Origin of the sequence: Pseudovibrio sp. Ad46, assembly GCF_001623065.1 — a bacterium.
In the GTDB taxonomy this organism is placed as follows: domain Bacteria; phylum Pseudomonadota; class Alphaproteobacteria; order Rhizobiales; family Stappiaceae; genus Pseudovibrio.
In genome coordinates this window covers 150,612-165,425 of the sequence record NZ_LMCG01000071.1, presented here as the reverse complement: position 1 = coordinate 165,425, position 14,814 = coordinate 150,612, and the positions used below count along the sequence as shown (strand labels likewise).

At 51.6% G+C, this 14,814-nt stretch carries 9 protein-coding genes; 4 read left to right on the top strand and 5 right to left on the bottom strand.

The window, feature by feature from the left end; all coding sequences use genetic code 11:
- Window positions 1-10 precede the first annotated feature (10 nt).
- Window positions 11-1,453 carry a M48 family metalloprotease gene (locus tag PsAD46_RS19255; protein WP_057464437.1) on the bottom strand — a complete coding sequence of 481 codons (1,443 nt, stop codon included), beginning with the start codon at window positions 1,451-1,453 and terminating at the stop codon, window positions 11-13.
- 185 nt (window positions 1,454-1,638) lie between these two features.
- Here PsAD46_RS19255 and PsAD46_RS19250 point away from each other — a divergent pair, with 185 nt between their 5' ends.
- Entirely contained in the window at window positions 1,639-2,781 is a 1,143-nt protein-coding gene (locus PsAD46_RS19250; RefSeq protein WP_063307627.1) for an aminotransferase class I/II-fold pyridoxal phosphate-dependent enzyme, read from the top strand.
- Between the two features lie 55 nt (window positions 2,782-2,836).
- Here PsAD46_RS19250 and PsAD46_RS19245 read toward each other — a convergent pair whose 3' ends face one another.
- On the bottom strand, window positions 2,837-5,857 hold the full coding sequence (locus tag PsAD46_RS19245; protein ID WP_063307626.1) for a ribonuclease E/G: 3,021 nt from the start codon (window positions 5,855-5,857) through the stop codon (window positions 2,837-2,839).
- An 803-nt stretch (window positions 5,858-6,660) separates the two neighbouring features.
- On the opposite strand from PsAD46_RS19245, the gene PsAD46_RS19235 reads away from it, so the two are divergent.
- The 3 genes from PsAD46_RS19235 (at window position 6,661) to prfB (ending at window position 11,914) form a co-directional block, all read left to right on the top strand.
- Complete coding sequence (locus PsAD46_RS19235) at window positions 6,661-7,914, top strand: N-acetylmuramoyl-L-alanine amidase (RefSeq protein WP_063292432.1); 1,254 nt, start codon at window positions 6,661-6,663, stop codon at window positions 7,912-7,914.
- A gap of 268 nt (window positions 7,915-8,182) precedes the next feature.
- A complete protein-coding gene (locus tag PsAD46_RS19230) occupies window positions 8,183-10,633 on the top strand; it encodes a penicillin-binding protein 1A (RefSeq protein ID WP_063307625.1) in 2,451 nt (816 codons plus the stop codon).
- A gap of 149 nt (window positions 10,634-10,782) precedes the next feature.
- Window positions 10,783-11,914 (top strand): peptide chain release factor 2 gene (gene prfB, locus PsAD46_RS19225; RefSeq protein WP_153040788.1). Its coding sequence is split into 2 segments (ribosomal slippage): window positions 10,783-10,851 and window positions 10,853-11,914, totalling 1,131 coding nucleotides; the frame shifts between segments, so codons are not numbered across the junction.
- A 38-nt stretch (window positions 11,915-11,952) separates the two neighbouring features.
- Here prfB and PsAD46_RS19220 read toward each other — a convergent pair.
- The 3 genes from PsAD46_RS19220 to PsAD46_RS19210 form a co-directional block, all read right to left on the bottom strand.
- Window positions 11,953-12,438 carry a hypothetical protein gene (locus PsAD46_RS19220; RefSeq protein ID WP_063307624.1) on the bottom strand — a complete coding sequence of 162 codons (486 nt, stop codon included), beginning with the start codon at window positions 12,436-12,438 and terminating at the stop codon, window positions 11,953-11,955.
- A 111-nt stretch (window positions 12,439-12,549) separates the two neighbouring features.
- Window positions 12,550-13,770: a M23 family metallopeptidase gene (locus tag PsAD46_RS19215; protein ID WP_063307673.1), complete on the bottom strand. Its 1,221-nt coding sequence runs from the start codon at window positions 13,768-13,770 to the stop codon at window positions 12,550-12,552.
- Between the two features lie 154 nt (window positions 13,771-13,924).
- A complete protein-coding gene (locus tag PsAD46_RS19210) occupies window positions 13,925-14,812 on the bottom strand; it encodes a ferritin-like domain-containing protein (protein ID WP_063307623.1) in 888 nt (295 codons plus the stop codon).
- Window positions 14,813-14,814 lie beyond the last annotated feature (2 nt).

Below are 14,814 nucleotides of genomic sequence, written 5' to 3'. Positions count from 1 at the left end.
GTCTGATTTGTTAGCGGCGTCTGAGCTGAGGCACTTTGACTGACAGTATATCGTCAGCTTGTTGCCAGGCGGGTGAGCCGACTTTCAATTTTTTCTGAGCGCGTTTTGCGTAGCGCTGTGCGCTGCGAACATCGCCGCGGGTCATATGGCTTTGAGCGGTTGCCAGATCTGCTCCAGCGATATCGCCCAGACGGGCATTCGCGATTGCAAGCTGCGCATAACCGTTCATGGAATATCTGTCTTTTCGCAGAGCTCTGGTCAAAATGCTCTTTGCTTCTTTCAGGTATCGCTTGTCATCGGATGCGACCATTGCGAAGCCCAGCCAGATTTCAAAATGCGGATTGCCAGGATAAAGCGCCAGCGCCTTACGGAATGGCGCAATTGCGGCTTTCGGCTTGCCGCCTTCGAGCAGCGCCTGTCCTTTGATTTCATAAAAATACGGATATTCCGGCGCTTTTGAGATCAAGGCGTCAATTTTTCTAACAGCTTTTGACGCTTTGTCGGACCTCATGCTGGCAATAGCACGGGCATACTGCGCAGGGAGGCTTTTGTCTCTTTCCGGATAGGCACGATAAACTGAGTTTCTGTGACTGGTGAATGCAAGTAGTTTGGCTTTGACCATGTCATGCTTCAGCTGAAGGCGCTCAGGGTCTTTCTTGTTAAAGTGCTTCGCCTTTTGAGCCCTGTTTTGAAGGGCGTTGAAACGGGCGCGCGGCATGGGGTGGCTGAGCGCGTATGGATCTACATACTGAGCTGAGAACAAGGCCTGATCCGCCATGCGTTCAAATGTTGTGAGCATGCCCTTGGCAGAAACGCCGATGCGATCGAGGTAGCGCAGGGCTGCCTGGTCAGCTGACGATTCTTCAGATCTGCGATAGGACAAGAAACTTCGTTGGGCGAGCGCTCCGCCGCCGGAGACGGCTGCTGCACCACCGCGGGCTATAGAGCTGTTGCCCGTGGTTGCACCTGCTGCCATAGCGCCTGCACCCAGGATCATGCCGATAACAGACATGATCTGTGCGTTTGACGCTGCCTGGCGCATGCGAACCAGATGGTTGCCTGCAATATGGCCGGTCTCGTGTGCGATCACGCCGATCACTTCGCTTGGCGTTTTGGCATCCATAATGACGCCGAGGTTGATAAACATCCTGCGGCTGTCTGGAACGAAGGCGTTAAAGCTCTTGTCGTTGACCAAAATGATCTCAACCTGATTGGCAGGAAGTCCAGCTGCCCGGAATATCGGTTTGGCGTATTCGCGCAGCAGATCTTCAGTTTCTGCATCGCGAACGAGGGGGAGCCCCTTCTTTTGTTGAGCTTGAGCTGTGGTGATTGCCACATTAGGTACAACCAGTGAAAGTGCGGTTGCTGTTATAAGAATTTTGCGCGCAAACTTTGTTGCTTGTGATTTGACTGGTTCAATCACACGTTTCAATGCATTGTTCTTAAATTGCACGTCAAGTCCCCTTAATTGGCTTGGCAGGCGCAGAGCGGTTCGCACTTAAAGTACTACATAGACTTTCAAATAAGCCTTAACCACCCAAGATAGGCAGTTATTAGGCAAAATTGCTAGGTAGCCCGAAAAATTAAAGCACAGGCTCTGAGAAGAAGAAATAAGAGGGAATGCATTTGTCAGTATTAATGGGATCAAAACGTAGTGAAGTCCTGCCTTTTCAAGCTATGGAAGTGCTGAATGCTGCCAACCGCCTTGAGCAAAGCGGAGAACATGTGCTGCACATGGAAGTGGGGCAGCCGGGAGCGCCTGTTCCTGACACGGTTTTGAAGGTTGCACATGACCATCTGTCTTCTGGCCGATTGGGATACACGGAAGCACAGGGCATTCCGTTGCTGAAGAAGAGCATTGCTCGCTACTATAAGCAAACCTTCGGATTAGAGGTTCCAGAATCTCGCATCTTTGCAACTACGGGTTCTTCTGCCGGTTTTAACCTTGCGTTTCTTGCCGGGTTTGACAGAGGGGACCGCATTGCAATTACATCTCCGGGCTATCCGGCCTACCGCAATATTATTGAGGTGTTAGGGCTGGAGTGTGTGGAGATTGAGGTCGGCCCGGAAACGCGCTGGTCGCTTACCCCTGAGATTCTTGAGGCAGTGCATAAGGAGAAGCCGCTAAAGGGCGTGCTTGTGGCCAGCCCGGCGAATCCAACCGGGACCATGATGTCTCCTGATGCTCTCAAGGCATTGGTTGAGGCTTGCGAGGCTATGGATTTGTGGTTCATCTCCGATGAGATTTACCACGGGCTTGCCTATGATATGGAGGAGGAGACGGCGCTCCGTTTTACGGACAAAGCGATCATCGTCAATAGCTTTTCCAAATACTATTGCATGACAGGTTGGCGTATTGGCTGGATGGTGTTGCCTGAAGTGCTTGTACGTCCGATTGAGCGGATTGCGCAGAGCCTTTACATTTCGCCCCCAGAGCTGGCGCAGGTGACTGCAGCTGCTGCTTTTGATGCGACGGAGGATTATGAGAAGATCAAGGCTGGGTATGCTGCCAACAGGCAGGTGCTGCTTGATCATCTTCCTCAGCTTGGTTTTGATGTGCTGCCGGTTGACGGCGCGTTCTATGTGTATGCGGGTGTTTCAAAGCTCACCAACGATTCTATGGAGTTCTGTCAGAAGATGTTGGCAGAGACACACATTGCGGCAACACCCGGCGTAGATTTCGATCTGACGCGCGGGAAACAATACATGCGCTTTTCCTTTGCGGGGAAGGGGCCTGATATCAAGCTTGCGGTGGAGCGGTTGGAAAACTGGCTCAAGTAACAGGCAATAAAAAAGCCCGCTCAGTTGAGCGGGCTTTTTTTGAACTTGTTTCTTCTTAGAAGAAAGAGCGGCGCTGCCACCAGCCTGTGCGGCGCGGCGAGTCATCATCGCCTTCAACGGCAACGGTTTCCCCTTCAACAACCTTATGCGATGTCACAACCGGTTTGGTTGGCGCTTTCGGTTTCGCTGGTGCTTCGGCCTCAACTTCTGCTTCTGCAGCTTTAGGGGCCTCGACAGCCGGAGCTTCTTCCTTCACTTCAACCTTAGCGACTTCCGCAGGCTTTTCTTCTTTAGGCTGCTCAGCAATCGGTTCTGCAGGCTTGCTCACTGGTTCTGCCGGAGCTTCCGCAGGTTGCTCTGCTTGTACTGCCACTTCTGCTGGAGCTTCTTTCACCGCGACGTCTGAAGTTTCTTCTGCCTGAGGGGCAGGGGCTTCGGTTACTTCTGTAGAAGCTTCCTTTTCAGCTGTTTCCTCAGGTGCAGGTTTTACTCTGCGACGACGGCGAGGCTTGCGGGTTTCTTTCTTCGGCTCTTCTTCAGCTACAGCCTCTGTTACCGGCTCTGCAGGAGTAGCAGTGTCTTCTACAGCTACTGCCTCATCTGCGGTCTCAGATTTTGCTTCTGCGATGATCTCTTCAACGCTGTCCGCAGAACTTTCTTTTGAGCCTTCTGCTTCCTCGGAGCTTTCACCGTTCTCGCCGTTTTCATCAGATGCGCTTCTGCGACGAGAGCGGCGGCCACCACGGCGACCACGGCGACGCTTGCGGCGGCGATCTTCTTCTTCGTCTGTTAGCTCAGTAGAGTCCGCGTCAGCTGACTTTTCTTCAGAGGATGCGTCTTCTTCAGCGGACGGCTCTTCAGCGCTCGCAGATGTTGTCTCCTGCTGCTCAGCTTCGTCTTTCTCGTTGCCAGTGCGACGACGACGACGACGACGGCGACGACGACGATCATTGCCGTCCTCATCAGCTGCTTCTTGCTTCTCTTCCTCTACAGCTTCTTCAACGATGTCTTCTTCTTCTTCCTCCTCAACGGGGAAGATGGTGTCCGGCTGAACTGTAGCTGGCAGAGGCTGCGTACGCTCGCTTGGTGTTGCAAGCTCGCCGCGCTCCAAAGTGAAGTGCTGTTCGGTGACGGTGTCGTCTCCGAGAATAGAGATTTCCAGACCGAAGCGACGCTCCAGATCCATCAAGTGATGGCGCTTCTGGTTGAGAATGTACATCGCCACTTCATTTGGCGTGCTCAGGTTCAAGTTGTGAGTAGAGCCACGCAGCAGCTGATCTTCCAGGGAGCGGAGGATGTGCAGAGCAACAGATTCTACTGAGCGCACGATGCCAGAACCATGGCAGTGCGGGCAAACAACTGATGAGCTTTCGAGTACGCCGGTGCGGATGCGCTGACGTGACATTTCGAGCAAGCCGAAATGTGAGATGCGGCCAACCTGAATGCGGGCGCGGTCAGACTTCAGGCATTCTTTCAGGCGACGTTCAACAGCGCGGTTGTTGCGGTTCTCTTCCATATCAATGAAATCGATAACCACAAGACCGGCGAGGTCGCGCAGGCGAAGTTGACGTGCAATTTCTTCTGCGGCTTCCAGGTTGGTTGCCTGAGCTGTGTCTTCAATGTTCTGTTCGCGGGTTGCTTTCCCGGAGTTCACATCGATCGCAACAAGAGCTTCTGTCTGGTTGATGACAATGTAGCCACCGGACTTCAGCGTCACCTGTGGTGAGAACATTGCGTCGAGCTGGGCTTCTACACCGAAACGGGTGAAGATTGGCGTTGCATCGCGATAAGGCTGAACATTCTTGGAATGGCTTGGCATCAGCATGCGCATGAAGTCTTTCGCTTCACGGTAGCCTTCTTCGCCAGAGACCATAACCTGATCAATGTCTTTGTTGTACAGGTCGCGAATAGAGCGCTTGATCAGGCTGCCTTCCTCGTAAACGAGGGTAGGGGCTGCTGAATCAAGGGTCAGTTCGCGGACATTTTCCCAAAGACGCAGGAGGTACTCGAAGTCACGCTTGATTTCTGCTTTGGTTCTGCTTGCGCCTGCTGTACGCAGGATAACGCCCATGCCGTTCGGCACATCCAGATCACCAGCAACCTGCTTCAAGCGCTTGCGGTCTGTTGGCTTCGTGATCTTGCGGGAAATCCCGCCGCCACGGTCGGTGTTTGGCATCAGAACAGAGTAACGGCCAGCGAGGGACAAGTATGTTGTCAGAGCAGCGCCTTTATTTCCGCGCTCTTCCTTCACGACCTGTACCAGCAGCAGCTGGCGGCGTTTGATGACTTCTTGAATCTTATAGTTGTCGCGCAGACGGCGAGGGCGTGCGGTAACTTCTCCTTCCGCTCCCTCTTCGTTATCATCCTGCTCTTCAGCTTCAGATGTCTCTTCTGCAGTTTCCTCAGTCGCGTCTTCTGATGCGGCTTTGTCGGAAGCTTCTGTGTCTTCAGCAGTATCAGCCTCAGCTACAGGCTCTTTTGAAGAAGGCTTGGCAGCCATTGCATCACGAGCGCTTGCTTTTTGCGCTGTAGAATTGCCAGCTTCGTCTTCTTCCGCAGCTTCCGCCTCGATATCCTCGATGCTGTCATCCTGGAAAGGAGCATCCATGCTGGCAAGAGCTTCGGCCTCGTGTTCTGCTTCCAGAGCACTGGTTTCAGCTTCGATCAGCTCAGCAACAACATCTTCAGAGGCTTCTGCGGCTTTCGCTGCAGCAACCTTCTGAATTTCGGCTTCACGCTTTGCTTCTTCTTTTTCTCTGCGGGCACGTTCACGCTGGTTTGCAGCTGCTTCGGCTGCAAGCTGAGCTTCAAGGGCCTCCCGATCTTCTTTCGGGAGCTGATAATAATCCGGATGGATTTCGCTGAAGGCGAGGAACCCGTGTCTGTTGCCACCATATTCAACAAAAGCGGCCTGAAGTGATGGCTCTACTCGCGTGACTTTAGCTAGGTAGATATTTCCGCGAAGCTGCTTTCTGTTTGCGGCTTCAAAGTCAAATTCCTCAACCCGATTCCCGCGCACGACCGTAACCCGGGTCTCCTCCGGGTGGGTCGCATCTATCAGCATCTTGTTTGCCATGAAGTGAGTTCCTTAGGACCAAACACTGAAGACGGCGCGAGTGGCGCTGAGATTTGTACATCGTCAGGTCGGTCAACTTGTTATGTAAGTTGCTAGTAGAAAAGGAGAGACGGCGGCGCGCATGACCACGGCAAGAAGGGACCGACTGACACGTCGGCGCACTGCTTCTTAACTCATGTTCATTTGTATTTGCGCGTAGCTTTGACAAACCGTTCGCCCTTAATGATCTCTTTTGACCGCCATAAGGCGGTATGCTTGAAATGGAAGCGCTTCTTCAGGCTTCCAATCTGTAAACGTCTGTTCCTGCGCCTAGCTGCCGTATCTCTCCGAAAATTCGGGGATAAAGCACTTATCCAAAGCGACAGAAAATCTGTTCACAACCCGCCATGACCGAAAATGTCACGGCAAAACTCTGTCTTGGCTCTCGAGCAGACTGCTCTTCCAGTTGGTTTATACCGTATCCTCATCAACAAACCGGAAACGGCACAAATGGCTCATATGGGCTTTTTGAAACATTTCGATCAGTTTGAAAACTGCGAAAATCTCAGGATATCAGCTTCAAAAAATATGGCTCACAACTTTACGGAACAATTCCAAATCGAAGTCCTAGTAAACCTTTTACGATCCCTCGAGACGCTTGGCAAGCTTGGGAAAATCGATCTGGCGATGTCTTGCTACGAAAGCTGCAGTTGTTAATCAATGCTTAATGATAGGTTTGGCGGGGTGACTTTCGCTTAATCGTGTTTTAATCGTTCAACTTGATTTAAACTAAATTGCCAGTGTTTCTATAGGGGAGTGAAAAGGTGAGCCGCATCAGTCATGCATTCAGGTTCTGTGCTCTCAGCTTTTATTGTGTCGCGTTTTCTCTCATTGCAACTGTTGCCATGAGTAATGCTGTATCGGCGCAAAACGCGGTTTCGGTCGTTTCTGATGCACGTGTTGCCGGAGATCTGGCACGGACGCGCTTCATTCTGGATATGGATGGTGAGGTTGGATATAACCTTTCATTCTTGTCTCACCCTTATCGGTTGGTGATTGATCTGCCGTCTGTCACCTTCCAGTTTCCAAGAGATTTCGTGCCAAAAGGGCGGGGGCTGGTTCGGTCCTGGCGGTATGGCTCCATCTCCAAAGGGCGTTCCAGGGTAGTTCTTGATCTCAATTCTCCAGTCGCTCTGGATAAAACCTTTTTGCTGCCTGGCGTACAAGATCAACCAACACGGCTGGTTATTGATCTGACCGAATCTTCTCCTGATGAGTTTGAAGCTGCGGTTGGTCAGGCCACCTCTCATGCGCAGCCAGTAGGGGCGACGGCGTCTGTTCCAAAGCAAGACACTCAAGAGCCAGCTGCAGCGACTGAAAACGATCTGCCCGTGATCATTATCGATCCGGGACACGGCGGTGTTGATTCTGGTGCAGTTGGCAGTAATGGCACGCTTGAAAAGGCGATCGTTCTGAATTTTGGCCGGTTTTTGAAAGAGAAACTGGATAAACTTGGCTACTATCAGGTCTATCTAACCCGTGATGATGATAAATTCATCTCTTTGGGGAACCGGACCAAGCTGGCGCGTGGGAAAGGGGCTGATCTGTTCATCTCCATTCATGCGGATTCGATCACAAATGGGGCAGAGACGACGCGTGGGGCCTCAATCTACACTCTTTCAGAGCGAGCGTCTGACCGGATGGCGGCTGCGCTGGCGCGCCGTGAAAACTATTCGGATGTGATTGGCGGGGTCGATTTTTCTGATGAACCTGAAGAGGTTACGGATATTTTGGTTGAACTCACCCGCCGTGAGACCAAGAATTTTTCCATTCATTTTGCACGGTTGGTGGTTGAAGAACTTAAAAGCGCCACAACAGTTATTAAAAATCCTCTTCGTTCTGCGGGGTTTCAAGTGCTGAAAAGCCACGATGTTCCGTCTGTTTTGATTGAACTTGGATTTCTTTCCAATAATCTGGATGAGAAAATGTTAGGTTCTGATGAGTGGCGGGAACGCGTGTCGGATGCGATTGTTCAAGCGACGAACGGTTTCTTTCGGGCTAGAATTGCGCAGCAATAGCTGTTTGGTGTGATTGTTTTTCGGGTGCGTATATGTCGCTGCTGCAGTGGGATAAAGACTAAGTTCCTGCCTCAGCTTTGCCATAATGAAAAGCGATTGGGTGCCAAACTGTAACAGTGAAGTCTGGATTCGATTCTGCTGCATTCATTCAGGGCGAGACCTCTTGACCCTTAACGGGAAATGCATCAGGAACGGCGTTTGAAACTGGCTCTGGAATGCTGGCTTCACGACACGAACATTCTTAGCGGGAAAGCAAACGAGCCCGAATATGAGATTATTTTTAAAGTTCATTGGATATCTCTTTGGGATTTCAGTTGTTCTGGGGCTGATTGCAGCCGCCGGATTGTGGATTTATCTCAATGACATAACCAAGGATCTGCCGGACTACACCGCGCTGAAGGATTATGAGCCGCCAGTCATGACACGTGTGCATGCTGCTGATGGTCATCTTATGTATGAGTTCGCGCGTGAACGGCGTTTGTTTATTCCGATTCAAGCTATTCCGGACCGTGTGAAGCAAGCTTTCTTGTCTGCTGAAGATAAGAACTTTTATGAACACATCGGGATCGATCCGTGGGGCATTGGCCGTGCGGTGATCACCAACGTTCGTAACAGTGGGTCTGGTCGCCGCCTTGTTGGTGCGTCCACGATTACGCAGCAGGTTGCAAAGAACTTCCTTTTGACCGGTGAGCAGAAGTATGAGCGCAAGATCAAAGAAGCGCTTCTTGCTTTGCGTATCGAGCAAGCGTTTACGAAAGAAGAGATCCTTGAGCTTTATCTGAATGAGATTTATCTCGGTGTTGGCGCATACGGTGTTGGCGCTGCTTCCCTGATCCTTTTTGATAAATCTGTTCACGAGCTTGAGCTTGAAGAGATTGCATATCTCGCTGCGGTTCCTAAAGGCCCGTCCAACTATCACCCATACCGCTACAGAGACCGTGCGATTGAGCGCCGGAACTGGGTTATCGACCGTATGGTTGAGAACGGTTACGTGACAGTTCAGGAAGGTATTGAAGCGAAGGCTAAGCCTCTTGATGTTAAGCTGCGTCCAACCGGTAACCTCGTGAAAGGCTCTGAGTACTTCTCTGAGGCTGTGCGACGCCAGTTGGCCGGTCAGTACGGTGAAGAGAAGCTTTATGAGGACGGTCTGTCCGTTCGTACATCCCTTGATCCTGACATGCAGCTGAAGGCGCGTAAGGCACTGCGTGACGGCCTGGTTGACTTTGACCATAAGCGCGGGAAATGGCGCGGTCCGATCAGCACGATTGAAATCACCTCCAGCGACTGGGGCGCGGCGCTTGCCAAAGTTCAGACGCTGAACGATGTTCCTGAGTGGACGAGTGCGGTGGTTCTGTCTGTGAGTAATCAGAAAGCCGTTGTAGGTCTTCGTCCAAAGCGCATGGCAAACCGGAAGCTTTCTACTGAGCGTGTCCGTGCAGATCTCTCTCTGAGTGATATGAAATGGGCTCGCGTCAATGGGCGTGCTCCTCGCAATGTGCAGGAAGTATTAAGCCCGGGTGATGTCATTTACGTTCAGCGTCAGGCGAGTGGCAAGTATGTGCTGCGGCAGGTGCCTGAGGTTTCAGGCGCCATTGTTGCTATGGACCCGAATACTGGCCGCGTTGTGGCGCTGGTTGGTGGTTTCAGCTACGCCGAAAGCCAGTTTAACCGCGCGACGCAGGCTTGGCGTCAGCCGGGCTCTGTGTTCAAACCGTTCGTCTATGCGGCTGCGCTGGATAATGGCTATACGCCGTCTTCAGTGGTGCTCGATGCGCCTGTTGAGATTGAGCAAGGACCGGGGCAGGACCCCTGGAAGCCACAGAACTATGGTGGCAAGTTCTATGGTCCGTCTACTCTGCGTACGGGTATTGAACTGTCCCGTAACGTGATGACTGTTCGTCTTGCTCAGGACATGGGCATGGATCTGGTTGCTGAATATGCACGCAGTTTTGGCATTGATGACAATATGATGCCGGTGCTCTCCATGTCTCTTGGTGCAGGCGAAACCACCGTGATGCGCATGACAGCGGCCTATTCCATGATGGCCAATGGCGGGCGCCGAGTGCAGCCTACTCTGATTGACCGTATCCAGAACCGTTATGGTGAGACTATCTATCAGAACGATCAGCTTGTTTGCACAGACTGCTCCGAAGAGTATTGGAGCAATCAGGGAGAACCTGAGCTTATTGATACTCGTGAGCAGGTGCTTGATCCTATGACCGCCTACCAGATCACCTCCATGATGGAAGGTGTGGTCAAGCGCGGTACGGCGACGAGTGTTAAAGCTGTTGGCCGTCCTGTTGCTGGTAAAACTGGTACCACCAATGATGAGCGTGATGCATGGTTCGTTGGCTTTACACCAGAACTGACAGTGGGTGTGTTTGTTGGATATGATACTCCGCGCAAGATGGGCCGCGGTGCGACTGGCGGTCAGGTTGCTGCGCCAATCTTCACGGCCTTCATGAAGGATGCTCTGAAGGATGCGTCTCCATTGGAGTTCCGTGTTCCAAACGGATTGCGTCTGGTATCTATCAACCGCCGTACTGGTCTGCGGGCCGGTGCCGGGGCTCCGGGTACAATTCTGGAATCCTTCAAGCCAGGCACATCGCCACCAGACAGTTACTCTGTCATTGGCTTCCAGGATGAGATTGGTATCCGCCAGGATCTGTCTCCGGAAGCCGGGCGCGCCGTTATGTCCGGTACAGGCGGACTTTACTAAAAACTTCATGGGCTGGTCTTGCTAACTGCATGACCAGCCCACAGTTTCTGTGGTCTGGCTGATTGCGGAAATCGTTTGCTGCGATTATGTTCGCACCCGACGCAGTGTTATTGACTGCACAGTTGTTTTTCAAAAAAGTGAGGTATCCGATGCGCGCCGAAATGGAGGCCATCGTCGACGAAATCAAGCAGGCCATAAGCCTGCTGAGGAGGCATCTTTGACTGGGACACTGCACTTGTCCGTCTAGATGAACTCAATGCGCTTTCTGAAGATCCAAATCTTTGGAATGACCCGACGAATGCGCAAAAACTGATGCGTGAACGTCAGCAGCTGGATGACAGCATTGGCGGTGTTCGCAAGCTTGAGCAGGATCTCGTTGACAATCAGGAACTGATTGAGATGGGCGAGATGGAAGAGGATCAGTCCGTTGTTGACGAGGCTGAAGCTGCTTTGAAAGCTATGCTGGAACAGGTCAATAAGCTGCAGTTGCAGTCCTTGCTTTCTGGTGAAGCCGACGGAAATGATACGTATATCGAGATCAATTCCGGTGCGGGCGGTACTGAAAGTCAGGATTGGGCCAGCATGCTTTTGCGCATGTATCGCCGTTGGGGTGAACAGCACGGCTATAAGGTCGAGCTGATGGAATACAATGACGGCGAAGAAGCGGGCATCAAGTCTGCAACTTTGCTTGTTAAGGGTGAGAATGCTTACGGCTGGATGAAGACCGAAGCAGGTGTTCACCGCCTTGTTCGCATCTCTCCATATGACTCCAATGCTCGTCGCCATACGTCCTTTGCGTCCGTCTGGGTTTATCCGGTTATTGATGACAGCATCAATATCGAGATCAACGAAAGCGATTGCCGCATTGATACCTATCGTGCCTCTGGTGCTGGTGGTCAGCACGTGAACACGACAGACTCTGCTGTTCGTATTACGCACAATCCAACAGGTATTGTGGTGCAGTGTCAGAGTGAGCGTTCACAGCATAAAAACCGCGCAACTGCGTGGGACATGCTTCGTGCACGTCTTTATGAGGCTGAGTTGCAGCGCCGTGAAGATCAGGCGAGCAAGGATGCTGCTTCCAAGACCGATATCGGTTGGGGGCATCAGATCCGCTCTTATGTTCTGCAGCCGTACCAGCTTGTGAAGGATCTGCGTACAGGCGTGGAAAGCACTGCGCCTTCTGACGTTCTGGATGGTGATCTGGATAAGTTCATGGAAGCAACACTGGCTCACCGTGCATTCGGCAACGCGCCTGCTGCGGTTGAAGATCTGGATTAAGCCTTATCTTCTCTAGTGAATTAGAAAAGCCCCGGAACTTAGTTTCGGGGCTTTTTGTGTTGCAAGCAATGTTTGTCTGGAAGGTTTTGCCTAACTTTAAGTGGTTGTCGAGGTGCGTAGCTAACCGTTGTTTTATAGCAGCCATCTTCGCTGATCAGATATATGGTGTCTATTATACCAGAGATACTTGCGTTCTCTTGCAGATGATCGCTTTTGAGTATCTGGTTTGAAACCGGAAGATTGATATAGAAATTACCTTTTCCATGCGGAGCGACCAGAATGCCTTCGCATAAGTAACCATCGCATCTTTCTGTATCCTCGATGCGAAAAAGTTGTAGGGAGTAGGTCGTATGAACTTTGATGAACCCCACATCTTCTGCTTTTAGCACTCCATCTTCTATTAGAGGTTTTAGGTCTTTTAGAGAAGCTTTAGAAAAGGTTGTGACCATTGCGCGGGCGTCACTATTGTTTGGTAATGCGAGTATTAGGAGAGGGGCAAGGTAAAGTGCAAACTTAAATCTCATGAAAAATACACTCAAGGTAACGGTTGAAGAAATAGGCTAAGTATGGACCTAACCTATGTTAGCTCATGTGTATTGCAAGTGAAGCGACATTAAAGGAGTTGCTTTAGAGCATTACGGCAGATTGAGTGCGATTTTGGTTTGTTTTTTGGGCTTGAAAATCGCTGCTAGCCTGTCGCCGGTGCGGATGAAGCGCATTGGGTTGAATGGCTTGCCGTTGAGGCGCACCTCGTAGTGGAGGTGAGGGCCTGTTGAGCGGCCTGTATTGCCTACAGTCCCGATGACATCGCCCATGTTGATGCGTTGACCTTCGCTGACGAGTAGCTTGTGCATGTGGGCGTAGCGGGTAACGAGGCCGTTGTCGTGTACGATTTCCACGGAAAGGCCATAGCCGCCGTTGTATCGTGAGAGTGAAACAATGCCGGTGCCGGTTGCTTTGACTGAGGTTCCGCGAGGTGCTTTGAAATCCAGACCAGTGTGGATCGCAGGTTTGCCGAGGAACGGGTCTGTTCGGGCTCCGTACGCACTGGAGATATTGAAGCTGGAGAGTGGGCGGCCAAATGGCAAGGCATCCACTTTGGTATTTAATTCAATGCGTTGTTCAATGATCCGGCGCGCTGCAATCATACTGCTGTCCAAGTCCGCAGACCCAATGTCCTGATAGATGCCGCCAGCAGATGAACTTGGGGTGACAAAGACAGGCTGTGCAACGCCGGCTTTCTTAAGCAGCGTGTTTGCACGTTTAATGTCGTCTATAGCCGCTTGTGTGTAAGCAGTGAGCAAGAGTTGCCCTTGCGCTTGCTTTGCATAGAAGTCTTTGCGAGGGGCAGCTGGCTGTGGGGCGGTGGACTGCTTGCCCGACAGTGTTTTCAGAATATCGAGTGGAGCACCGCTTTTTTGTGATGCAAACGATAGTTTGTTGGTATTGGTCGCGCTGACATCTCTTTGAAGAGGTTTGCGCTTTGGAGAGGGCGGGATGGCGGAGAGGACAAGGTTTGATTGCTCCGCCAGCGTAACCAGGGCTTCGATCTCCTGAAACTGCCGCAATAGCTGCGCTTGCTGCTTGCGAGCGGGAGCATTTAGACCTGATGTGTCTTGATCCAACCGTCCGCGCATCTCGCCGAGCTGAAATTTGAGATCCCGAATTTCGCTTTCATAGTTTTCACGGAGCGCCAATTCTCTGGATAATGTTGAATTAAGCCGCATCTCGCTGAGAGACTGTTGAAAGCTGCTTGCCAAAACTGCGGAGACGACTGCCGTTGCTGCAAGACCGGAAATCCAATAAGCCATCGGAGGTATTACGCGCAGCTCAGATGTGATGCGCGAAAGCCACATTGGGCCATCCAATTTCAATTGGTTGTAATTGTTGGAAAACTCACTGCACCTGGAAAGCTTCATTGGATGACCACTTGCTCAGTTTGCCTACTGGAAATGATTTGTTAAATTCAATTAAAGTTAGTTATGGTTAATAAAGTCTAAGTGCAGTGTATCATTGGGTCAATTTGATGAGCGGTCGATAGAAGCCCGGAGTGAGACCTGCTTCAGATCTTGCTCTGTCATTAAACGGGGGCTTCAGTGGTCCTTTAAAATGCTGTTTTACGAGCTGTTGAAAACGTGGCTCAGGGCGTACACGGTGCCTGTCACACATGAAGCGGAACCATTTCGCTCCATAGGCAACATGCCCTTTTTCATCGTGATAGATCACATGCAACACGCTGGCAGTGTCTTCATCGCCAGTTGCGTTAGCCTTCTCGATCATGGATGGGGTGATGTCGAGGCCTCTGGCTTCGAGCACGAGTGGAATAATTGCCAAACGTGCTATCAGGTCCTTGCCGGTTGACTGGGCTGCTTGCCAAAGACCGTCATGTGCTGGCAGATCGCCATAGGCGTGCCCAAGCTTTGCAAGGCGTTCTTGAATGAGTGTGAAATGTTTTGCCTCTTCCAACCCAACGCGGACAAAGTCGTCATAGTAGGAACGTGGCATGGGCACATGGGTGAAGCGGCCGATCAGATCCCAGGTGAGATCGATGGCATTGAGTTCGATGTGTGCCAGAGAATGGAGCAGGGCGATCTTGCCGTTTTTCCCTCCAACTGCGCGTTTGGGCATGTCTCGCGGTGGAAGAAGCTCAGGTTTTTCCGGGCGGCCAGGACGGTCCGGCATAGGCCTTTCGCCTGTGCCACGGGAAATGGACAAAGCTCCATTGAACCATTGATTTGCAACGTAATACGCAAGCGCGACTTTTAGGTCCAAATCAGGTGTTTCGAGGATTTGGTGGGCGCCGTCTCTAAGAGACTTTACGCTGGTGTTTTTAGGGAGGGTGAGATGCGCTTGCCCTGCAAACGCATCCGCATCATTGTTGCCCGGAAGTTTTGGCATTC